Source organism: Marinobacter flavimaris, assembly GCF_045057155.1.
In the GTDB taxonomy this organism is placed as follows: Bacteria; Pseudomonadota; Gammaproteobacteria; order Pseudomonadales; family Oleiphilaceae; genus Marinobacter; species Marinobacter manganoxydans.
Genome location: NZ_CP171359.1, coordinates 1,339,412 through 1,360,529, shown reverse-complemented (window position 1 = coordinate 1,360,529; position 21,118 = coordinate 1,339,412). Strand labels below are relative to the sequence as shown.

18 protein-coding genes and 1 pseudogene are annotated in these 21,118 nt (G+C 55.7%); 6 read left to right on the top strand and 13 right to left on the bottom strand.

Annotated features, from left to right (window positions below; all coding sequences use genetic code 11):
• Positions 1-25: 25 nt before the first annotated feature.
• Together ACGK9W_RS06280 and ACGK9W_RS06275 are read right to left on the bottom strand one after the other, a co-directional pair.
• Positions 26-466 carry an acetyltransferase gene (locus ACGK9W_RS06280; RefSeq protein ID WP_228704081.1) on the bottom strand — a complete coding sequence of 147 codons (441 nt, stop codon included), beginning with the start codon at positions 464-466 and terminating at the stop codon, positions 26-28.
• Positions 467-545: 79 nt separating this feature from the next.
• A complete protein-coding gene (locus ACGK9W_RS06275) occupies positions 546-848 on the bottom strand; it encodes a DUF1778 domain-containing protein (RefSeq protein WP_072678555.1) in 303 nt (100 codons plus the stop codon).
• A gap of 525 nt (positions 849-1,373) precedes the next feature.
• Between ACGK9W_RS06275 and ACGK9W_RS06270 the strand changes: the two genes are divergently transcribed.
• From ACGK9W_RS06270 to ACGK9W_RS06250, 5 genes and pseudogenes are all read left to right on the top strand, one after another.
• Positions 1,374-1,598 (top strand): hypothetical protein, encoded by a 225-nt coding sequence (locus ACGK9W_RS06270; RefSeq protein ID WP_273134862.1) that lies wholly within the window; start codon positions 1,374-1,376, stop codon positions 1,596-1,598.
• Positions 1,599-1,630: 32 nt separating this feature from the next.
• On the top strand, positions 1,631-2,848 hold the full coding sequence (locus ACGK9W_RS06265) for a BCCT family transporter (RefSeq protein WP_405419737.1): 1,218 nt from the start codon (positions 1,631-1,633) through the stop codon (positions 2,846-2,848).
• Between the two features lie 402 nt (positions 2,849-3,250).
• Positions 3,251-3,361: pseudogene (locus tag ACGK9W_RS06260) on the top strand (IS5/IS1182 family transposase); the annotation flags it as partial.
• Between the two features lie 347 nt (positions 3,362-3,708).
• The gene (locus ACGK9W_RS06255; RefSeq protein WP_049756875.1) at positions 3,709-4,701 is read left to right on the top strand and encodes a TolC family protein; all 993 of its coding nucleotides are present in this window, start codon (positions 3,709-3,711) and stop codon (positions 4,699-4,701) included.
• Positions 4,658-5,272 (top strand): substrate binding domain-containing protein, encoded by a 615-nt coding sequence (locus ACGK9W_RS06250; RefSeq protein ID WP_227716182.1) that lies wholly within the window; start codon positions 4,658-4,660, stop codon positions 5,270-5,272. Before ACGK9W_RS06255 ends, ACGK9W_RS06250 begins: the two co-directional genes overlap by 44 nt.
• Positions 5,273-5,287: 15 nt before the next feature.
• On the opposite strand, the gene ACGK9W_RS06245 is transcribed toward ACGK9W_RS06250, so the two are convergent.
• The 4 genes from ACGK9W_RS06245 to ACGK9W_RS06230 all read right to left on the bottom strand — a co-directional run bounded on the left by ACGK9W_RS06245 (position 5,288) and on the right by ACGK9W_RS06230 (position 10,054).
• Positions 5,288-8,338, bottom strand: coding sequence for an efflux RND transporter permease subunit (locus ACGK9W_RS06245; RefSeq protein ID WP_008172293.1), 3,051 nt, complete (start codon positions 8,336-8,338; stop codon positions 5,288-5,290).
• 1 nt (position 8,339) lies between these two features.
• The gene (locus ACGK9W_RS06240; protein WP_008172291.1) at positions 8,340-9,494 is read right to left on the bottom strand and encodes an efflux RND transporter periplasmic adaptor subunit; all 1,155 of its coding nucleotides are present in this window, start codon (positions 9,492-9,494) and stop codon (positions 8,340-8,342) included.
• 23 nt (positions 9,495-9,517) lie between these two features.
• The gene (locus ACGK9W_RS06235) at positions 9,518-9,832 is read right to left on the bottom strand and encodes a hypothetical protein (RefSeq protein ID WP_405420975.1); all 315 of its coding nucleotides are present in this window, start codon (positions 9,830-9,832) and stop codon (positions 9,518-9,520) included.
• Between the two features lie 75 nt (positions 9,833-9,907).
• A complete protein-coding gene (locus tag ACGK9W_RS06230; RefSeq protein WP_264752498.1) occupies positions 9,908-10,054 on the bottom strand; it encodes a TetR/AcrR family transcriptional regulator in 147 nt (48 codons plus the stop codon).
• A gap of 454 nt (positions 10,055-10,508) precedes the next feature.
• On the opposite strand from ACGK9W_RS06230, the gene ACGK9W_RS06225 reads away from it, so the two are divergent.
• Positions 10,509-11,591 carry an alkene reductase gene (locus tag ACGK9W_RS06225; RefSeq protein ID WP_405419730.1) on the top strand — a complete coding sequence of 361 codons (1,083 nt, stop codon included), beginning with the start codon at positions 10,509-10,511 and terminating at the stop codon, positions 11,589-11,591.
• A gap of 144 nt (positions 11,592-11,735) precedes the next feature.
• On the opposite strand, the gene ACGK9W_RS06220 is transcribed toward ACGK9W_RS06225, so the two are convergent.
• The 7 genes from ACGK9W_RS06220 to ACGK9W_RS06190 all read right to left on the bottom strand — a co-directional run bounded on the left by ACGK9W_RS06220 (position 11,736) and on the right by ACGK9W_RS06190 (position 21,083).
• Positions 11,736-13,139, bottom strand: a complete 1,404-nt coding sequence (locus ACGK9W_RS06220) for a TolC family protein (protein WP_053115241.1) — start codon at positions 13,137-13,139, stop codon at positions 11,736-11,738.
• Entirely contained in the window at positions 13,132-16,323 is a 3,192-nt protein-coding gene (locus tag ACGK9W_RS06215) for an efflux RND transporter permease subunit (RefSeq protein WP_008172276.1), read from the bottom strand. Before ACGK9W_RS06215 ends, ACGK9W_RS06220 begins: the two co-directional genes overlap by 8 nt.
• 10 nt (positions 16,324-16,333) lie before the next feature.
• Complete coding sequence (locus ACGK9W_RS06210; RefSeq protein ID WP_008172274.1) at positions 16,334-17,509, bottom strand: efflux RND transporter periplasmic adaptor subunit; 1,176 nt, start codon at positions 17,507-17,509, stop codon at positions 16,334-16,336.
• Between the two features lie 276 nt (positions 17,510-17,785).
• Positions 17,786-18,118 (bottom strand): tRNA-binding protein, encoded by a 333-nt coding sequence (locus tag ACGK9W_RS06205; RefSeq protein ID WP_008172270.1) that lies wholly within the window; start codon positions 18,116-18,118, stop codon positions 17,786-17,788.
• A 16-nt stretch (positions 18,119-18,134) separates the two neighbouring features.
• Positions 18,135-19,034, bottom strand: coding sequence for a DMT family transporter (locus ACGK9W_RS06200; RefSeq protein ID WP_008172268.1), 900 nt, complete (start codon positions 19,032-19,034; stop codon positions 18,135-18,137).
• Positions 19,035-19,123: 89 nt separating this feature from the next.
• Entirely contained in the window at positions 19,124-19,762 is a 639-nt protein-coding gene (locus ACGK9W_RS06195; protein WP_273073374.1) for an AraC family transcriptional regulator, read from the bottom strand.
• A gap of 157 nt (positions 19,763-19,919) precedes the next feature.
• Positions 19,920-21,083: an iron-containing alcohol dehydrogenase gene (locus ACGK9W_RS06190; RefSeq protein WP_008172264.1), complete on the bottom strand. Its 1,164-nt coding sequence runs from the start codon at positions 21,081-21,083 to the stop codon at positions 19,920-19,922.
• Positions 21,084-21,118: the final 35 nt, after the last annotated feature.

Genomic DNA, 21,118 nt, shown 5'->3' with positions numbered 1-21,118 from the left:
CGACAATTCCTGGTTGCGACCATTCTCAAGATGGAAGATCAATCAGCTGACCAATTGTACCCATAGGCAAGTAAAGCGACTGCAGATCTCCGAATTGCCTTCCCATAGGCAGGAAGCCGTAGCGCTTAAAAAAACGATCACTGCTCTGGGTAAGAGGGTCCGTTACAACCGCTATTCCCATGCCAGTGTATTGAACAATCCGATACGCCTCTTCCAACGCCTCAAGAACTATCGTTTCACCGTATCGGTGCTCGGATCCGTGTAGTTTGCTATCCACACCCAGCCACGCAAGCTTGATCACTGGAATGGGATAGGCCGGGTATCGGCTACGGGTCTCCTGATCTGGCAGCTCATCACGCACTACGGTTGCGCTGGTCAGGGTGAAATACCCCAGGACCGGAACTGGCAACACATTTGTAGGTTCATCATCCACCAGCACCCAGGTGCGATTAATTTTCTTGTCCATCTGCTTGCGAGCTTCTCGCCTAAGGAACTCATTTACCCGTTCCAGCCCACAATCAAACGATTTCCGGTCATGCGACTTCTTATCTAATGGCTCTAACCTCAAGGTCACCGTTTTCCATCCTTTTACTCCGGCGACGTTTCGCCCTCAGCAATGCCTCGTTCGGTGCTGGAGCTGCTTCGCAGGCTGCTACAAAAGCATCAAACGACTGGCTGTTCAGGCGATACACCTCAGCCTCCTCGATCACGCGAACCGACTTCTCCCGGATTGCCTGGATGACAAACTCTGAGAGACTGTGACTCCCGGTCAGAGCTGAAGCGCGCGCCGCCAATTCTTTAATAGCCGGATCAATTCGTAAATCCAGCCGCGCGCTTGTCTTTGACATGCGGTGTTCCTCTTTCAACTGGCTGGCCAATCGGCCAGAACCTCTGTTTTGGTGTTTTCCATTATGCTGCACTACTGGCTTAAACCTAGAAGCCATAATGTACGGAAAATAACCGTACATTAACTATCGGCTAAAGCTATCCCAATGTCAACGGGGCTTAATCCACTGAAACGCCGTATTGTAGAACAATTACAAAAAGTGTGATCACAGAAGAAACCGCTCATATGCTATGAGCAAGTCTGTATAGCTGCCCAACCGCTATCCTGGAACGCACTTCGCAAGGTGAAACATTGGGATACGAATCATTACATCGATTAAGCCTGGCCCCGGCGGGTGCGGAAGGTTTAACTGGTTGGCAGAAAATCGCACCCTGTCCGCAAAAAACCAGCGACTGATTTCACGACCCCTCGCCCATTCAACGGAACAACGTATTTGTTCCGCAAAAGAGTGACCGTTCGATGAGCCCCCTTTGGATGAGATCGGAACAAGCTATTGGTACTCGGTATGGTCGCAAAGCGAACATTCATGCCGCTGCTACTCACCGACGTGTATGCCATCCACCGTGATTTCGGCACGGCCAGCGCCGAACCCATACCTAAACTGACCGTCGCCGAAGTTGGCGGTATTTGTGGCAAGTTCGAAGATTTCTTGGCAATTCTCAACGGAAGGTCTGGCACAAGAGTCGTAAGTGGTGACGGCAAGCGCGCCCGCTATGAACTTATTAAGGTCTCGAACCAGGCTACGAAGTAAACCGGGGTCGATGACTTCCTCTTCCACGATTTTTGCCTAACCGGCCATCAGGCTTTCATCAGTGGGCGAACTTCGCAATCGTTGGGTTGGCTATTGCCTACGTACGGTTTCGAATGCAACGCCCGGGCTTGATCAGCGAGACCTTCCGCTCATCAATCGGTCACCACGTGGATGGTGGCATCGGACATGGCATCAATATCCTGGCCGTTGTTTCGACAGTGTTTGGTGTTGCGACGACATTGGGGCTCGGGGTTATCCAGATAAATAGCGGGTTGGTATACGTGGGCGACATTGGTTTTGGAGCCGATCAGCAACTTTTCATTCTCGGCCTGACCGCTGTCGTTTTCCTACTCTGCGCCTTAGTTCCACTGGAAAGTGGCGTGCGCTACGTCAGCGACGCCAATATGGCGCTAGCCGCTTTCCTGCTCATCTACGTATTTTTCTTTGGCCCCACCGACTTCATTACCGCAGCCATGACCAACGCTATCGGCGACTATTTCGCCAATGTGATGGGTATGAGTTTGGTAATGACGCCCTATACTGGCGACGATTGGGTCGAGCGTTGGACCATATTCTACTGGGCATGGGGACTTTCCTGGGCTCCATTTGTAGGCAGTTTCATCGCACGAATCTCCAGGGGCAGAACCATCCGTGAGTTCGTCCTCGGCGTGATTGGAACACCTGTACTACTGAGTACTTTGTGGTTTTCCACTTTCGGCGGCTCAGCGCTTTACTTCGAACTCTTTGAAGGTGCCGCTCTTGGCGAAGCTGTTAGCAAAGAGATGAGCTCTGCTCTCTTCGCCACCTTGGATTTCCTGCCGGGTGCAAACATAATCAGTATCCTCATGCTGGTATTGATCGTGTTATTCGTCATCACCTCAGCCAACTCAGCAACCTTTGTACTTGGAATGTTCACCAGCAAGGGGGTACTTACCCCGAAAAACTGGCTGCGGATAGTCTGGGGCCTGGTGCAAGTCATGGTTGCAGGGGTGCTGCTGATGAGCGGCGGTCTGGCTGCACTCCAGACTATTTCAATTTTGGCTGCGTTTCCATTCATGGTGCTGATGATATTCATGGCGATATCCCTTCTAAAATCATTACGCGATGAGCAGCGACAGATAGAACTCCATGAGGCCCTTACCCGTGGACGCATCATGCGGTTGCTGGAGGAAAACGATAAGAGGCAAGCCGATCAGATAGATGAAGAAGGGCCTGCTAGGTCCAAACTTGAAGATCATGAGAGTGGTTAATCACCCTACCCAACTCCCCACTGCTGGTATAATTCGACAGCTTTCCTCCGGACATCCATGGCGTCTCCTGTGTAGTGGTCAACTAATCCCGGACACATCCTAAGGCTTTTCTCAGCTGCGGCGGGAGGAATTCCATCGCTGAATGTGTGAGGTCGCTGCCGGTTGTAATAGTCCATCAGATAGCCACCAACACCTTTTTGGCCACAGGCAGCTTCCTATATCCCATGCCCGGTATCCATTGGAAGTGCGCATCTTTAGAGGTAGATCGCGAACGTTCGCTTTTGTTTAGCTGCTACGGTCGCAAAGCGAACATTCAGCTTGGAAGATAGCGCCAGCCTAACGGGCCGATTCGTGGAATTGCACTGGAACACTCTGGTCCAGTTGACGGACTTTTTGAACTCGGAGCATCCCTTTCGCACCATCAAGCGGCAGTTAAGTTATGCCAAAGTCCGCGATCGCAGCCTGTCGAAGAACACCAACCTGTTCTACCTGTTCGCGGCGCTCAGCAACATGCGGAGTGACAGGTTCGCCGTTTTTAAGCCATTTTATGCGTCCTTCACCGCAGTAGTTCTTGTACTCTTCCGCCACGTCGGGGCGGCGGCTGCTTCGAATGCTTCTTTGGTCTTCGTGACACGCGCATGGCCCTGTTCTTCATGGAGCATCCATTGGTCGTCGCCGTAGATAATAGGCAGGTCCATGAAGGTCTTAACCCTCCATTAACCACCTCCTAGATAGTCTGTATCCCGTCGTTTACCGCAGATTTGACCGCGCCCGAATGGACTTTACCTATGTATCGCTTGCCCTGCTCGAAAGTAGTGCTGACTGCTTTATGCTGCCTGGTTATTGCAGGCTGCAGTTCGTTGTCCACGAGAACGGACTATCTCGCTCAGGCCGATTCCGAGCGTCAGAACGTCGTCTCCAAGTTTGAGATGGAGGTTGGTCTCGAAACAGCCTACCTGAATGAGCTGGTCAACAGCCATGACCTGGACGCGCTTATTGTCGAAGCGCGCGCGGCCAATCCTGATTTCCAGCAAACACGGCTTTCACTCCAAATTCTCCGTGCTCAATACCGAGCGACTCAGGCGGATCAACTCCCCGACGTCGAGGCTGGATTCGTCGCGAATAACACTGACGGTCTAGATACTGCCTACACCGGCACCGTCAGCATCAGCTGGGAGCTGGATTTGTGGTCGAAGATTTCTGATGAGGCGTCGGCTGCCGCCAGTGACGTTGCTGAACAGCTGGCTCTCTACCAAGCTGCGCGGGATACGCTCGCAGCCGAGGTCATGCAGGGCTGGTTGAAACTGGTGAATCTGAATCGCTCCGTTGCCATCGAAAAGCAACGCGCGGAGCTATTGGAAAAAAACGAACAGTGGATTCTTCAGCGTTACCGCTCGGGACTGGGTGACCTTGAAGATCTGGACAGCGCCCAAAGCTCTGCGGCCAGTGCCAGGGCGACATTGATTGCAGTTCAGGAATCCCTGCAGCAACAGCAAAGGGCGTTGAACCTGTTGCTCGGGCGAAGCCAGGCTAGCACGGTCATTTCCGCCGACTATCCGCAGGTTCTTTTACCCCTGTCCGACCTTGCAGAGCAAACATTGCAGCGTCGCCCGGACCTTAAAGCGGCCTATATGGCTATCAGGGCAAATGATTTTCGAACGTCCGTTGCCTACAAGGACATGCTGCCATCCATCAACCTGGAAACAGCGCTTAGCGAAACAGGCACATCGCCCAGTGACGCCCTATTGCGCAACCCGGTGTGGTCATTGCTCGGTCAGCTACCGCGTTGTGCCCTGGATCGACGAATTGATGGCAACGCATCCAGGTTTGAATCTCAGAGTTCAGATTACTGACACCAACGTGGACTTTTACCGGGATTCGGTCGACATGGCGCTTCGCTACGGCGCGCCCAGTGACACCAACCTGTATGGCTTCAAAATTTGCGATGTGCCGCGCCTGCTTTGCGCATCTCCTGATTACCTTTCGCGTCATGGTCGCCCCATTCATCCTGATGACCTTGAGAACCACAACGGACTGTTCTATCAGTTGCAGGACATCCCATTTGACCTCTGGACGTTCAAACGGGGAGACGAGGAATATCGAGTCAAAATGACGGGCGATCGCGCCTCAAACGATGGCGATCTGGTTCGCCGGTGGTGCGTCGCTGGTCGCGGTCTTGCGATAAAATCGTGTCTTGATATGTCGGATGATCTGCTTGCAGGCCGTGTCACCACAATCATGCCGGACTATGCGCCGCCGGTATCCGAGCTGTGGCTGATTTGTCCTACCCGACAGTCAATAACGCCGGCAATGAGGTTGTTGAGGGATGACCTGCGTGCAAAAGTAGGCGAACTGATGAATGCAATGATTGCCGGAGGCTTTTTTCCTCCGGATCGCTTGTCCGGAGGAAAAAAAGACGCCTGAAAAACAGCGGGTGCGTTATTGATGATAAGAAATTCTCATTAACGTGCAGTACACCACTGGCAGCACCACTAACGTCAATACCGTTGCAACACCCAAACCGAACACGATAACCACCGCCATGCTCGCGAAGAAGGCATCGCTGAACAGAGGAATCATTCCCAACATGGTGGTTACGGCCGCCATAAGCACAGGTCGTACCCGGCTTACCGCGGCCTCAACCACCGCAGTGAATGCATCATCCTGCTGTTCTAACTGAATATTGATCTCCTCAACCAGCACAATGGCATTCTTCAGTACCATACCGATCAGACTCAGAGTCCCGAGCAGCGCCATGAATGTAAAAGGCGCGCCGAGCAATACCAGTCCACCAATGATTCCAATCATCATGAGAGGAACAATCATCCAGATAGACAGAGCCTGTCGGAAGCTACCGAACAACAGCATCGAAATAATGAACATCCCCAGCAGTCCAAGAGGCAGCGAGGAGAAAAGCGAAGTCTGAGCTTCGGATGAGGTCTCGTACTCTCCACCCCACTCAATCGAATAGCCGTGGGGAAGCTCCAGCGCGTCGACCTGCGGGCGGATCCTCTCCAGCACACTCGCCGCCGTCTCCCCCGACAAAGGCATGGGTTCGGCATAAACCGCCAACATCCGCTCCCTGTTTCTGCGTTTTATCAACGGATCCCGCAGTTCCGTATTGATGGCATTGATGACGTTGCCCGCGCTGACATAGCGGCCCTGCTCTTCACTCCAGACATTGATCGAGGTAAGGTTTTCGATGTCAAAACGCTGCTCCTCTCTTGACCGCATAATGATCGGAATGAGGTCGCTCCCCTCACGGTACACTCCAACCTGCTGCCCCTGATTATTCAGCAACAACGCCTGGTGCAGTGATTCGCGAGATACGCCAAGGCGCCGGGCCTGTTCTTCGAGGAACTCCGGTACGATCACGGCTTCCCGGTTACCCCAGGACAAGCGCACGCTGTCGGCCAGAGGTTCATTTTCAAAAATTGCCTGCACGCGCACACCGATTTTCCGGAGTTCTTCGGGATCTTCTCCAAAGATACGAGCTTCAAGACTGGCTTTGGCTGAGGGCCCCACCTGCAAAGCCTGCACTTTGTAATGCACGTTCGGGAAGTCTGTACGCAGTTGCTCAATGACTTCCTCCATACGGGCCTCTCTCGACGCCTTATCCCGGGTCTCTACGATCAATTGGCCAAAACTGGCGTATCGCTGCTCCGGTGAATACGTCAACGTAAAACGCTGGGCTCCGCCACCGGTGACACTGGTCACCTGAACGACCTGGTCCATGTCATTCACGCGCGATTCCAGCCGCTTTACGGTCTCTTCGGTTTGCAAGATGTCGGCGCCCTCGGGCAACCAAAGGTCAACAAAGAAGAGTGGCGTTGTGGCATTCGGGAAGAAAGCATTCTTAACCTGTCCCGAGAACGATAGAACCCCAGCCAGAAGCGCGATCGCAAGTGTTAATGTCACGAAGCGATAATGAATCGCGTAGGTCAGCAGGCGGCGGAAGACGACGAAAACAATTCCCTTATAGGGGTCGTTATCGGATGACTGCCCGACACTCTCGAGCTTGTCGGGATAGAACATATCAAAGAAAAACGGGGTCAGAGTGAGTGCCGTCAGCCAGCTCAGGAAAAGCGAGTAGCACAGAACCCAGAACAGGGAGCCAATGAATTCTCCGGTGGTGTCTGGTGAAAGGCCGATAGGAGCAAAGGCCGTAATGGCAATCACGGTAGCGCCGAGCAGCGGGTACCGGTTCTGCGAGACCACTTCTTTGGCTGCCTGCCTTTTGGACTTGCCCTTGGAAAGGCCAATCATCATGCCCTCGGTGACGACGATGGCATTATCGACCAGCATCCCCAGCGCAATGATCAGCGCACCCAATGAAATCTTCTGGAGCTGAATACCGTGTATTGCCATAAGCACGAATGTACCCATGATGGTAATCAGCAGGATCAGCCCCATGAGCAGGCCACTTCGCAGCCCCATGAACAGCAAAAGCACAATAATGACAATGCCCACCGCCTGAGCAAGGTTCATGAGAAAAGCAGATACTGCCTCCTCGACTACTTCAGGCTGGTTATACACTGTGTTCAGTGTCATGCCGATGGGTTGCTGTTTTTCCAGGCGTTTCAAAGCCTCATTGAGACTCTCACCTACATCAACAACGTTGGTGCCCTCTGCAAATGACACGCCGATGGTCAAAGCAGGCAATCCGTCAGAGTGGTAAAGCAAGGCGGGTGAGTCATTGGTCACCCTGCGAACTTCGGCCAGATCGCTGAGCCGGATAATACCCGAATCAGCGCTTCCAACTGCCAGTTGCTCAAGTGCCTGAACGGAATCAAGCTGACCGGTTGGCTGAACGGATAACGACAGCCCTTCACTGCGCAGGTGGCCAGCGTTGCCCACCGTATTCTGCGCATTCAGAAGGCTTGCCAGGTATTCTGGCGAGATGCCAAGAGCACGCATACGGTCACGGTCCAGTGACACGATCATCTGCTCGTCGACACGACCACCGATACTGACTTTTGCGACGCCCTCCAACAATCGCAGTTCTCGCTGAATGAGATCCGCATGGTCACCAAGATCTTTCAGCGAGTAGCCGTCACCACGCAACGTGAGCAGCAGGCCGAAGACATCGCCAAAGTCATCGTTCACGATGGACGTGTTCACGCCTGGTGGCAGACCAGGCTGGGCATCATTAATCTTTCGCCGAAGGATATCCCAATACTGGTCTAACTCCCCTTCTCTGACCGTCTTCTTGAGTTGGACAGTAATCTGCGACAAGCCGTCCGAGTTCACCGAAGTAATGTCATCGATGCCCGGCATCTGCTGGATCGCTTTTTCCAGAGGCAGCGTAACCTCCTCCTCGACTTCAAGAGGCGTTGCTCCGGGATATTGGGTGGTCACCAAGGCGGAACGTAACGTGAACTCCGGGAATTCAAGCTGGCCAAGACCCAGAAACGCGAACATGCCCCCAACCCCAAGCAACAGCGTGACCATCCAGCTGATGGACTTCCGATCAAGAAAATAATCGACCATCTCAGAGCCCGCCCTCTTTTTCCCAGGGACGGACCGAACGATCCCTGTTCATCCGGTGAGCGCCGGCAACCACGATTCTGTCGCCCGGGCTGAGCTCTCCCCGAACAAGCACGCCATCGTTCATTTTCTTACCCGGCTCGACATCCACCGGCTCGACGCTGCCCGTGTTATCGCCATTCTCACCATCGGCAGCAGCCACGTATCGCCAAACCACGCTAGTGCCGGGTTCTGCGTCAGGTGTTACAAGCGCCGCGGTTGGTATCAGCCACGACGGGGCGCTCTCTCCAGCCAATGTGCCGTAATCAAGCAGAACGGTCGCGCTCATCCCCGAAAGCACTGTGATGTCCTCGGGTTCAGGGAGCGTTACGGTAACCTCATAACTGAGCGACCCCTGAGAGGCATTGCTGTCATGCTCTTTGTAGCTCGCGGCGTAGCGTTTATCGGGAAGCTCGGGAAACTGTACCCACGCGATAGTGTTGCCATTGGCGCGAACGTTCCTGGATCTCTGTGGTTGAAGGCGGCGGACCTGTTGTTCAGGCATCTGGAACGAGACGTCGATAGAGCCGGGCCGTTGCAGTTCGGCAATGGCCTGCTGCGCTGATACAACCTGAAAGACATCCACCGGCACCCGTGAAATGACGCCATCAAATGGCGCTTTGAGAACGGTATAGGAAAGTTGGTCCTCCGCGCTGGCCAGTTGCGCTCTGGCAGAGAGGTACTCGGCCTCGGCCTCATCGAAACGGGCCTGACTGATGGCCTGGCGCTCCAACGATATTCGCATTCGCTCGAAGGTGGCCTGTGCCAGATTGAAATTTGACCGGGCGTTTTCCAGGCGGGTTCTTGCGTCCCGATCGTCCAGGCGGGCAACGACCTCCCCTTTTTCCACAGTGTCGCCTGCTTTAACGGCCAGCTCCGTCAGCTCTCCTCCCACTCTGAAAGAGAGTTCTGAATGGTCAGACGCCGAGACTCTGCCCGGATACTGATTGAGCGTGCCTGACTGCGCCTGCTCCAGCGTCATGAGCTTTACCGGGTAGACAGTTTGCTGTGTCAGAGGGGGCGCCTCCGCCGAACATCCCATCACCAGGAGGCTCGAAAGCATTGCAAGCGCTTGTAGGCCTCTCAAGGGCATGGCGGTACTGACCATCTTGAATTTCATAACGCGTCACTCTCCAGAAAAAATTAGGTATTCCGACGATCGGCAACCGCATCCCAAGCCATATTAAACGCTAATTCGATATGCTCATCGGTACCTTCGAACGACCCTTGCAGGCATCGTTGAACGAGGTGGTAAATCGGGCGGAACATAAACGTTTCGAGAAGTGGAAAAGGTACCGGTTTGATCAGCCCGGATTGCTTTCCCTGATCAACTGCATTCAAAAGATTTGCGGCTCGGCTTTCGTTTCGTGCCTGGATCTCGGGAGTCATCCAAGCAGAATGCGTGAACGTCTCGTGGTAGCGGAATAGTTCCGGACGCTCAAGGCCGATCCGGAACAGTGTGTGCCACTGGCGTCGCAGTCCTTCACGCAGATCTTTCCCGCGAGAAAAACTGTCCAGCGCCGCATCAATGACCTAATCGCTGACGTAATAAAATGTCGCCAATAAAAGCTGTTCTTTATCTTCGTAATAGATGTACAGCGTGGCTGGTGACAAACCCGCAGCCTTGGCTATCTTGCCAACCGAGGTTGCTGAAAAACCGTGATCTGCTACTTCCCTCACGGTAGCTTCCAGGAAGGCTATTCGTTTCGAGTCGTCTCTTTGCCGCATTTGTCTGCTCAACGCTTCAAATTGGTCGGCCTAAAATAAATGAACGTTCACTTATTTTCAAACCGAAAATATAGGCGTATACCGAAGTAGGTGCCCTACTGAAGTGCGCGGGGTTCAGGCAAAAATCAGGTTGGTCTGCAGGCTCTTTGCAACCAGCCGACCACGAAAACCCATCACAGGCTCTAGCCAGGTCCCGAACGCAATAGACGCAGATCGAGCAGGATTTCGAGACGATGATGCGCGATGGCTACGTCATCATCGAACCTGTCCCCAAGGGAAACTTGCGAAGGCGGATTCCAGCCTGTCGCATCAGCCAGGATGATGATTGATATATCTCATCCGAATTAGTCCGCCCGGCCCACGGGCGGATAGTTTATGGTTTTGCACAATATTTCCCGAGGATGCTATGAACACACTTTTTACTCCCCTGAAAATGGGCGCCAGTGAATTGGCCAATCGGGTCTTCATGGCCCCCCTCACCCGCGTCCGTGCCGACGCTGATCACGTTCCCACGGACATGATGGTTGAGTATTACGCTCAGCGTGCGTCTGCCGGCCTGATCATCGCCGAGGCGACCATGGCCATCGAAGGCAATTCAGCCTTCTGGCGCGAGCCTGGCATCTATTCCGAGGCGCAAGTTGAAGGCTGGAAGAAAGTCAGTGATGCGGTACACGCTAAAGGTGGCAAGATTTATCTGCAGATCTGGCACGGCGGCCGCGCCTGTCACCCGGTGTTAAACAACGGGAAGGATCCGGTAGCGCCCAGCGCCATTGCCATCACCAGCGATGAAGTGCACACACCGGAAGGCAAGAAGTCCTACACGGTTCCCCGCGCACTGGCTGACAACGAAATCCCGGCCATCATCGACGGTTTCCGCACCGCCGCCGAGAATGCCAAGCGCGCCGGCTTTGACGGTGTTGAGGTTCATGGCGCCAACGGCTACCTGCTGGACCAGTTCCTCCGTGATGGTTCCAACCATCGAGAAGGCCCTTACGGTGGCCCGATCGAAAATCGCGCCCGACTGCTGCTGGAGGTGATTGAAGCCGTATCCGGAGTGTTCGGTTCCGAGAACGTCGGTGTTCGACTGAGCCCGCTCAACAGTTTCCAGAGCATGAAGGACAGTGATCCGGTCGGCCTGGTCACCTGGCTCGCCAAGCGTCTGAACGACTACGGCCTGGCCTTTGTTCATTTAATGCGCAGCGACTTTTTTGGGGAGCAGCAAGCAGACGTGATTACCCCGGTCCGCGAGCACTTCAAGGGCAAGTTGATCCTCAACATGAGCTACACCGGTGAAGAAGCAGAACAGGCCATCGAATCCGGATTGGCCGACGCTGTCGCCTTTGGTGTGCCCTTCATTGCCAACCCGGACCTTCCGGAGCGCCTGAAGCTTGGGGCCGAGCTTAATGAAGCAGATCCCTCGACTTTTTACACCCAGGGAGCGGAGGGGTATATTGACTACCTTTACCTCGAAGAAATAGCCGAAGCATAGTATTGAGTCGGAGCATAGTATAGAAAGGGGGCTTTTAGCCCCCTTTTTCGTTGCGGAGAAAACATGACCTTTGAAAGCGCCATTTCCTTTCTTGCCGCTAAAGCCCGGAACTTCCCCTTTTTCAGCTAAACCATACCCTCTTCCTCAAGACTCGCCACCCGTTGCCTTCAGCATTCGCCGGTGCGCCTCCGACGACCAAACCCCACTGAATTCCTCAATCACCCCAAGCTGGGCCGCCGCATAGGACAATCTGGCGGAAAGCCGGTCCTGCTGAGCGGAAATGAAGGTTCGGTTGGCGTCCAGTAAATCCAGATAGCCGATGGCACCCTCACGATGCATAGTTCTGGCGATGGTGAACGATTCGTTGGCTGCCTCAAACGCCCTGCCCGTTGCCTGATCAGCCTCCAAGGCCCGCCCGTAAGCAAAGATCGCAACCCGAGCACTGGCGACCGCATCAATGATGGTTTGGCGATAACGGATGTAACTTTCTTCCGAGACTGCATTCTGGCTTTCGACCCGTTGCAGTATCACCGGATAACTCAACAGAGACCAGGAGATGCGAGGAGCGATGCTGCCGGTACCCTCAAAGCCATCGGACACTTCCGCCACGTTGGTCAAGCCCAGAAATCCCTCGACCGAAAACTGGGGATAGAGTTCTGCCCGAAGGGCGTTGCCAACCGCCACATCCCGGGCCAGTGCTGCGAGCGCACCGCCGATATCCGCACGCAACTGCATGGCTTCGTTCGCCCGCCCGGCCGCCGGCACGCCAAAGGAGGCGGCCAGTGCACCTGAGGCAGGCTTCAGGACCAGCGATTCGGAATCTTCATTGACGAGCACGGACAGCACCGCTTTGGCCCGATAGAGCTGGGCTCGCGCGTCAGGAAGCTTGGCACGCTGCTGTTCCAGCAGCGTGTCTGCGCGGGCGAGATCAAGATTCGGCGAAATGCCTTCCTCCACGCGCAGGGCCATGACTTCCCGAGTGTCTTCCAATGCCCGGATGTCCGCCTTGATCAACTGGACCCGCTGGCGAGCGGCTTCCCACTCCAGATAGGCTCGGACAACGCCAACGGTGACTTCTTTCAACACCGCTCGTTGGTTGTTCAGAGCAACCTCAAGATTGGCTTCACCGGCATCGATCAGCGCTCTCAGCCGGCCAAACAAGTCCACTTCCCAGGTGCCCGCCAAACCGACGGCAGAGGATTCCTGAACACTGTTTCGATCGATCGCCTCGTATTCGCCGGTTACTCCGCCCTGAGGGAGCAACCGTTTCTCGTCCGCACCCAGGTCCGCAAGCGCCTGACGGACCCGTTGCCGGGTTGCCAACAGATCGAGGTTAGCGGCCTGCGCAACCTCGACCAGTTGATTGAGTTGGTCATCCTCGTAGCTCTTCCACCACTCCGCTGTGGTGGCGTCTGTGCTCTGAACACCGAAACTGAGGCTGTCGAGGTAACGTTCGTTCGCCTCCTGTTGGGGCTCATAATCCGGGGTTGCAGCGCAGCCAACCAGCAGCGCAGACCCCAGCAAGACACTAACCGCCCGTTTATGCATGGTCATTCTCCGTGATCTGTTCAGGTATTTCCTTGGTGTTGGCGGGCGTCCTGGTATCGGCCTTGGCACGCTGAATCACCGCGTAAAACACCGGGGTGAACAGCAAGCCGAACACGGTGACACCAATCATTCCCGAGAACACCGCTATCCCCATGGCGTGACGCATCTCCGCACCCGCTCCGGTCGCAAGCACCAGCGGTACCACACCTGCAGTGAAGGCAATCGAGGTCATCAGGATCGGCCGTAAACGCAAACGGCAGGCCTCGACAATGGCCTGATAATGACTGTGTCCCTGGAGATTGAGGTCACGGGCGAACTCCACCATCAGGATGGCGTTTTTACTCGCCAATGCCACCAGAACAATCAGACCAATCTGGGTGAACATGTTGTTATCACCATCGGTCACCCATACCCCGGCCAGAGCCGACAGCAAGGTCATCGGCACAATCAGAATAATTGCAAACGGCAGTCGCAGACTCTCGTACTGAGCGGCCAGCACGATGAATACCAGCAAGATAACCAGTGGGAACACATAGACCATGGTGTTGCCGGCGAGTTTTTGCTGATAAGTCACCTCGGTCCACTCAAACGCCATGCCCTCGGGCAGAGTCTGTGCTAGAACCTCTTCGATAGCAGCCTGAGCCTGGTCCGAACTGAAGCCCGGGGCCGGAGACCCGTTGAGCTCGGCCGTTGGATAGCCGTTGTACCGCATCACACGATCCGGGCCGATGGTCGATTCGACACTCATCACCGCGGACAGCGGGATCATCTGGCCCTGCTGGTTGCGAACCTTCAGATTCAGAATGTGCTCCGGATCAAGGCGCTTGTCGGACTCGGCCTGGGCAATCACCTGATAGGTGCTGCCGAACATGTTCACGTCATTGACGTACACCGACCCCAGATACACCTGCAGTGTGTCGAACACGGACTCCAGCGGAATGCCAAGCAGCATTGCTCGCTCCCGATCTATATCCAGGTCAAACTGGGGTACCTGAACCCGGAAGCTGGAGTAAAGACCCGTCAATGCCGGATGCTTGCGAGCTTCGTTGATGGTGGTTTGCAGGGTATCGAACAAGGCTTCAAACCCTTTGCTGCTTCGATCTTCGATCTGCAGCTTGAACCCACCCGTGGTGCCCAGGCCCAGGATCGGTGGTGGTGGGAACACCGCCACAAACCCTTCGTCGATGCTTGAAAAGGCGCCGTTTAACTTGCCTGCAATCGCACCCGCACTGAGTTCCGGGGACGTGCGCTCGGTGAAATCGGTCAGCGGCAGGAACACGATGCCGCTGTTCGGACTGTTGGTGAAGCCGTTCACGGACAGGCCCGGGAACGCAATGGTGTTTGCCACGCCCTCGGTCTCCAGCGCGATCTGCTGCATTTCGTTGACCACGTCCACGGTCCGGTCAAGGCTCGCCGCATCCGGCAGCTGGGCAACTGCGACCAGGTATTGTTTGTCCTGCTGCGGAATGAAACCACCCGGTACCGCGTTGAACAGGCCTCCGGCGAAAACGGTCAATCCGACATACACCACGCCAACGATGGCGCTGTAGCGGATCAGCTTCTTGACCAGGACTTCATAGGCATTACCTGTGCGGTCAAAGAACCGGTTGAACGGCTGGAACACAAAGCGACCAAACACCTTTTCCAGGCCGCGGGAAAGCCGGTCGGGCTTCTCGTCGTGGCCCTTGAGAAGCAACGCGGACAGCGCCGGCGACAGGGTCAGCGAGTTCAAGGCGGAGATCACGGTTGAAATCGTGATGGTCAATGCGAACTGCTTGTAAAACTGACCGGAAAGACCAGAAATGAAGGCCGTCGGAATGAAGACCGCACACAACACCAGTGCAATGGCAATGATCGGGCCGGTTACTTCGTTCATGGCCACTTTGGTGGCTTCACGAGGCGATAGCCCCCGATGAATGTTCCGCTCCACGTTTTCGACCACCACGATGGCATCATCAACCACGATACCGATCGCTAGCACCATTCCGAACAGCGACAGCGTGTTGATGGAAACACCCAACCACTGCATCACGGCGAAGGTGCCCACCAGTGATACAGGCACCGCAACGAGCGGAATAATGGACGCCCTCCAAGTTTGCAGGAACAGCACCACCACCAGCACAACCAGTAAAATCGCCTCCAGCAAGGTGGTGATAACCGCGTCGATGGAACCGCGAACAAACACGGTGGGGTCGTAGGCAATTTCATACTCGACGCCCTGCGGGAAATCCTGGGACAACCGCGCCATGGTTGAACGAACATCGTCAGAAAGCTGGATAGCGTTAGCCCCAGGGCGCTGGAAAATCGGCATGGCAACCGCCGGCTTTCCATCGAGACCCGCTTCAAGGGCGTAAGTGTTCTGGCCAAGCTCGACTCTCGCAACGTCAGAGAGCCGCGTGATGGCCCCGTTATCACCAATTTTCAAAACAATGTCCCGAAACTCATCCAAGGAGGTCAGGCGCCCGCGGACGTTCAGCATCAACTGGAACTGGTTGTCGTTCGGTGCCGGCTGTGCGCCAAGGGTACCGGCCGCAATCTGACGATTCTGGGCACGCACGGCGTTCACCACATCCGAGGCGTTGAGATTCCGGGCGTCCAATTCATCCGGCTGCAGCCAGAGACGAACCGCAAATTCACCGCCACCGAACAACTGAACGTCACCAACGCCGCCAAGGCGGGAGAGTTCATCTTTCAGATTCAGCTCGGCGTAGTTGGCCAGATAGGTAATGTCCCGGCTCTCATCCGAAGAATGAACGTGAACAACCATGCTCAGGTTAGGGGATGATTTCTCAGTCACCACTCCCAGGCGCTGCACCTCTTCCGGCAAACGCGGCAGCGCAATATCAACCCGGTTCTGGACCTGAACCTGGGCTTTATCGAGATCAGTACCCAGCGCAAACGTTACTGTGAGGGTCATGCGGCCATCGGCCGTTGCCTGGGACGACATATACAGCATGTTTTCCACGCCGTTGATCTCATCCTCAATCGGCGACGCGACCGTTTCTGCAATCACCTTTGGGTTTGCGCCCGGGTAGTTGGCCGTGACCACCACTGTGGGCGGGACCACTTCCGGATACTCACTGATCGGCAACTGGAACAGAGAGATGCCACCCCCGATCAGAATGATCAGAGACAGCATGGAGGCGAATATTGGCCGGTCTATAAAAAAATGGGGAAATTTCATCACTCAGGCCTCAGAACTTTACGACAGCGGTCTGCTGGACTTCTGGTGCGTGTTCTTCAAGCGTGAAGGCCACGTCGGACGGTGCCTCTGACAGCATGACCGGAGCGATGGTCATGCCCGGACCTACCTTGGCCGTCCCGTTCGCCACCAGTACATCGCCTTCGGCAATGCCCTGCTCAACCACACGGAAGGTACCGAAACGCTCACCGACGGTTACCGGGGTGTAGCTCGTCTCCCCCTGCTCGTTGACCGTCAGCACGAAGCGGCTGTCGAGATCGGTTGCGATGGCACGATCAGGAACCATGATCTTCTGCTCGGTTGCGGCCACGGCAATTTTCACACGGGCAAAGGCACCCGGTACCAGAGCCTCTCCGGAATCGGCCAATACCGCGCGCAGACGCAGGGTGCCCGTGTTGGTATCGATGGTGTTATCAACGAAGTCGATCTCGCCCACGTGGGGGAAGTCCTGCTCTCCGGTGAGCTGAATACGCACCGGCGAGCCCAGGGCGTGATCGCGGGCGCGGAAGAATCGATACCAGGTGCCCTCATCCATATCGAAGTAGGCGTACCGGTTCTGATTCGAGGCGATGGTGGTCAACCGGCTTTGGTTCGCGGTTACGGTATTTCCCGCGGTAATGTTTGCCCGGGAAATAACCCCGTCAATTGGCGAGCGGATCGTGGCATAGCTCAGCTGCAGTTCCGCCTCCTTGAGCTGGGCGTTGAGTGAGGAAACCTCGGCCTCGGCCTGCTGGCGCGCGGAATCCCGCAGCTCAGCCTGTTCTTCAGAAATGGCGTTGCTCCGCAGCAGGCGCCCTGCCCGTTCGGCTTCCGCCTTGGCCTGATAGAGGGCCGCTTTTGCGCGGGACAGTTCGGCATTAAGTTGCTCCACTCGGGCTGTCAGGTGACGGTCATCCAGCTGGAACAGGATGTCGCCTTTGCTCACCTTCTGACCTTCTACGAAGCGCACCTCATCAACCACACCGGACAGTCGGGGCCGCAGCTCGACGTTTTCTGGGGCTTCAATACGGGTGGTGTAGGTTTTCTGGGGCTGAACCCGGGCACTGGCGGCGGCAACCACCTCTACCGAAGGCGGCTCCGGCTGGCTCGCGGTGCCCTGAGCTGCGCTTTCGCAGCCGGCAAGAACAAACACGGCCGCGCTGAGCACGGCAAGAATTCGATAAGCCATGAGCTTGATCCTTAATCGTTCGTGATGGGGACTTCCGAGCCGGCGCGGTGAGGTTGGACCTCGGACCCGCGCCGGAGTGGTTCGTGGAGGGAATTATCTTTGCTCAAGCAGGGTAAATATAATCACCATGCGGTATTGCACTCATCATCACTGGTGATAATGCTCAGGATTCATGCAGGAGGGGGATTTGGAGAGCCAGAACGTCCTCAGAGTCAGGGCGCTGATCGACTCTCTAGGAGAGAAAGCCCGGGAACGCAGCGAACCGCACTCTTTAGATTAAAACAGCCGTTCCCCATTCTCGACCTCAGAATCAGGGCTTACCAGCGTTACCACGCCTGTTTCGGTTTTGAACCCGGTTACGAGACACTCAGAGACGAACGGACCGATCTGCTTCGGAGGGAAGTTCGTGACAGCCAATACCTGCTTGCCCAGCAGGTCCTCCTTCGAATACAGCTCCGTAATCTGGGCACTGGACTTTCGCACGCCCACTTCCGGGCCAAAGTCCACTTTCAGTTTGTAGGCCGGTTTTCTAGCTTCAGGGAACGGCTGCACTTCAATAATGGTGCCAACTCTTAATTCCACTTTTTCAAAATCTTCCCAGGAAATCATTCTTCATCCTCCGTTGTTACACAGCTTCATGATTTACAGTTTTGGCAGTCTCTGTGTTTCGGGTTTTTCCAGCTACCAGTGATCCGGACACAATCAGCGTGCTGGCACCTGCGACGGCCATGGTTGCCTCGCCGAAGCCAAAAACGATGAGCAAGATGACCGAAATGAGGGGTGCGCTGTATGCCAGGGTTCCCAGCAGCTGGATGTTCCCGTGTTTTACCCCGTAATCCCAGGTGAAAAAGGCTATGCCCACGGGACCAAGGCCCAGCCCGACCACTCCGACCCATTGGCTTGCGCCATCCGGCCACACCGTTTGCTCCCACATCAGGTGGCACATCCAAGCCAGGACCGCGGTAACACCACAAAACCAGCCAACAGCATCGGTAGGCACAGATTTTACCAGACGGCTGAGCACCGAATAGGACGACCAGATCAAGGCGCAGGCGAACGCCACTAAGTAGCCATCCAGATTCTGGGCACTGAAGCCGCTGCTATTCCGACCGATCAGCAACCAGCAGCCAACCAGTGCCATCACCGCCCCGGCGATGTGCTGTGCCCGCAAGGACTCGCCCGGCAAGAGCGCCGAAAACAGGACAATGAACAGCGGCCAGAGATAGGCCAGCAGGCTGACCTCGACCGCCGGTGCCAGGGTCATGGCCTTGAAGTAGGCAAAGTGATAGCCGAACAGGCCCACCACACCGATGGTCCAGGCAAATGCGGATTGCTTCGCGAAGCGGATGCCCGAGTGCCCGCCCTTGAACCAACGGACACACATCAGTGCAAAAGCCAGTGTAAAGGTCATGGCCATGAGCTGAAATTCCGGAATCTGCCCGCCGGTAAGCTTGGTCAGCAAAGCCAGGGTGCCCCATAAAAGCACAGATATTGAGCCAATCCAGGTGGCGGATGCCGCGGTCATAGTTGCGTCCCTCTAAGTCAGAGATCAATCAGTTCAGACGCAACAGCTTATTGAGCCGGTGATGGGCAGGCTTCCAGAATTCGGAAGGGTTATTTAGAAAGTCGGCGAAAATGACTGGGAGAATGCCCGAAATGTTGGGCGAATCTATCACTGAAGGCTGACAGTGAGCTGTACCCGACGGCGTCGGCGATATGCTGGATCGACAGGTCACCCCGCTCGAGAAGTTGCCACGCCGTCTGCATGCGCAACTCCGTCAGGTAATGATGGGGGGGCAAGCCCACCTGCTCCCGGAACAGCTGGTTCAGTTGCCGCACACTCAGGTGCGCGATGGTGGCCAGTTGATTAACGGTGATCTTTTGGTGGAAATGCTCGTCGATGAAGCGTTTCGCCACGTCCACTCGACGATCCAGCCGTAAACGGTCTCCAAAGCGCTCCTGCAGCAGCTGGATCAGCAACAGCAACATCTGGTGCTGAGTCTGGGAGCCTTCCGCGCCCTGTTGCAACTGGGCATGGAGAAACTGCACGTAATGCTCCAACCCGGCATCGAGCTGCACGAAACAGGGCAGCCGGTCCAGCATCGGAGCCAAGCCATCTGGAACGTCTGCGACCACAAACCGGTTGTCATCCCGGGCTTCGAAATCGTGATCCTGACCGGCGGCGATGATCGCCGCTCTGCCCTCAGCCACTTCCCCGGCCCGACTATTTACCGACAGAGAAAGTTTTCCCACCAAGGGCAGCACCAACTGATGATGATCATGGGCGTGTGTTTGCCCATGATCGCTGTAACTCTTCAGTTGGATTTTTGATCGCGCGTTCTTCATGGTTTCGCATCATACAGAACAGCGTTCACTTCGGGCAGGTTATCGATCGATGCTCCGGGATTTCTCACTCACTGAAGGCATCGATCAAAACCTGGTGGCTGATCTCTGGTGTCATGTCGCCCCGCTCCGAGAGCTCGGTCATACCATGGGCTTTCAACGCCTCGACGATGTCGGCCACCTGATTTTCTTTGACCCCGTATTGATCCAGTCGCGTTGCAACTCCCAGACTTTCGAAAAAGGCTCTGGTCTGGGCGATGGCCTGATTGATGCGCTCTTCCTCAGAGCCGTCGACGATGCCCCATACTCGCTCGGCGTACTGCAGGAGTTTTTCCCGCTTCTGCTCTTTACGGAGTTTCCAGACCGACGGCAGGATAATGGCGAGACTCTGCCCGTGATCGATGCCGAACATGGCGGTCAGTTCGTGCCCAATCATATGGGTACTCCAATCCTGGGGAACGCCCACGCCAATGTAGCCATTCAGCGCGGAGGTAGCCGCCCAGACCAGATTTGCACGGGCATCGTAGTCCTCCGGGTTGGCCAGGGTGACCGGGCCCACCTCGATCAGGGTCTTGAGAATACCTTCAGCGGTGCGGTCCTGAATCTGCGCGTTGACCGGATAAGTTACATACTGTTCAACCACGTGCACGAAGGCGTCGACCACGCCGTTGGCGACCTGCCTGGTGGGCAGGGAGAAGGTCAGCGACGGGTCCAGGAACGAGAACGTCGGATACAACAGCGGGCTCATTACCGGCCATTTCCCACCCTTATGGGAGACGACGGCGCCCATGTTCATTTCAGAGCCTGTCGCCGGCAGGGTGGCGACGGTGCCGAGTGGCAGTGCCTGTTCCACTGGAAGGCCGGCAAAGCCATGCTCCAGCAGACTTTCCTCGTCGCCCTCAAACGGCGCAGCCGCGGCCACGAACTTAGTGCCGTCCATCACCGAGCCACCGCCAACGGCCAGCAGGAAATCGACGCTTTCACGGCGGACAAGATCCACCGCTTCCATCAGGGTTTCGTAGCGCGGGTTGGGCTCAATGCCGGCAAACTCGAACACCGTCCGATTACCCAGGCCGGCCAGAACTTTATCGAGGGTACCGAACCGCTTGACGCTGCCGCCACCGTACAGAACCAGCACCCGAGAATTCTTGGGAATGAGCTGATCCAGCTCCTGCAGACGGTCTTTGCCGAAAACAATACGGGTTGGATTGTAGAAATCGAAATTTTGCATAATCCTCTCTCCTCATCAAAGCGTGGAGAGATTGT

Excerpts from the sequence above, each read along its gene's own strand:
- ACGK9W_RS06280 (WP_228704081.1), bottom strand. The coding sequence starts at position 466 with ATGGACAAGAAAATTAATCGCACCTGGGTGCTGGTGGATGATGAACCT.
- ACGK9W_RS06275 (WP_072678555.1), bottom strand. The coding sequence starts at position 848 with ATGTCAAAGACAAGCGCGCGGCTGGATTTACGAATTGATCCGGCTATT.
- ACGK9W_RS06270 (WP_273134862.1), top strand. The coding sequence starts at position 1,374 with ATGCCGCTGCTACTCACCGACGTGTATGCCATCCACCGTGATTTCGGC.
- ACGK9W_RS06250 (WP_227716182.1), top strand. The coding sequence starts at position 4,658 with ATGGCAACGCATCCAGGTTTGAATCTCAGAGTTCAGATTACTGACACC.
- ACGK9W_RS06245 (WP_008172293.1), bottom strand. The coding sequence starts at position 8,338 with ATGGTCGATTATTTTCTTGATCGGAAGTCCATCAGCTGGATGGTCACG.
- ACGK9W_RS06240 (WP_008172291.1), bottom strand. The coding sequence starts at position 9,494 with ATGAAATTCAAGATGGTCAGTACCGCCATGCCCTTGAGAGGCCTACAA.
- ACGK9W_RS06225 (WP_405419730.1), top strand. The coding sequence starts at position 10,509 with ATGAACACACTTTTTACTCCCCTGAAAATGGGCGCCAGTGAATTGGCC.
- ACGK9W_RS06220 (WP_053115241.1), bottom strand. The coding sequence starts at position 13,139 with ATGCATAAACGGGCGGTTAGTGTCTTGCTGGGGTCTGCGCTGCTGGTT.
- ACGK9W_RS06215 (WP_008172276.1), bottom strand. The coding sequence starts at position 16,323 with ATGAAATTTCCCCATTTTTTTATAGACCGGCCAATATTCGCCTCCATG.
- ACGK9W_RS06210 (WP_008172274.1), bottom strand. The coding sequence starts at position 17,509 with ATGGCTTATCGAATTCTTGCCGTGCTCAGCGCGGCCGTGTTTGTTCTT.
- ACGK9W_RS06205 (WP_008172270.1), bottom strand. The coding sequence starts at position 18,118 with ATGATTTCCTGGGAAGATTTTGAAAAAGTGGAATTAAGAGTTGGCACC.
- ACGK9W_RS06200 (WP_008172268.1), bottom strand. The coding sequence starts at position 19,034 with ATGACCGCGGCATCCGCCACCTGGATTGGCTCAATATCTGTGCTTTTA.
- ACGK9W_RS06190 (WP_008172264.1), bottom strand. The coding sequence starts at position 21,083 with ATGCAAAATTTCGATTTCTACAATCCAACCCGTATTGTTTTCGGCAAA.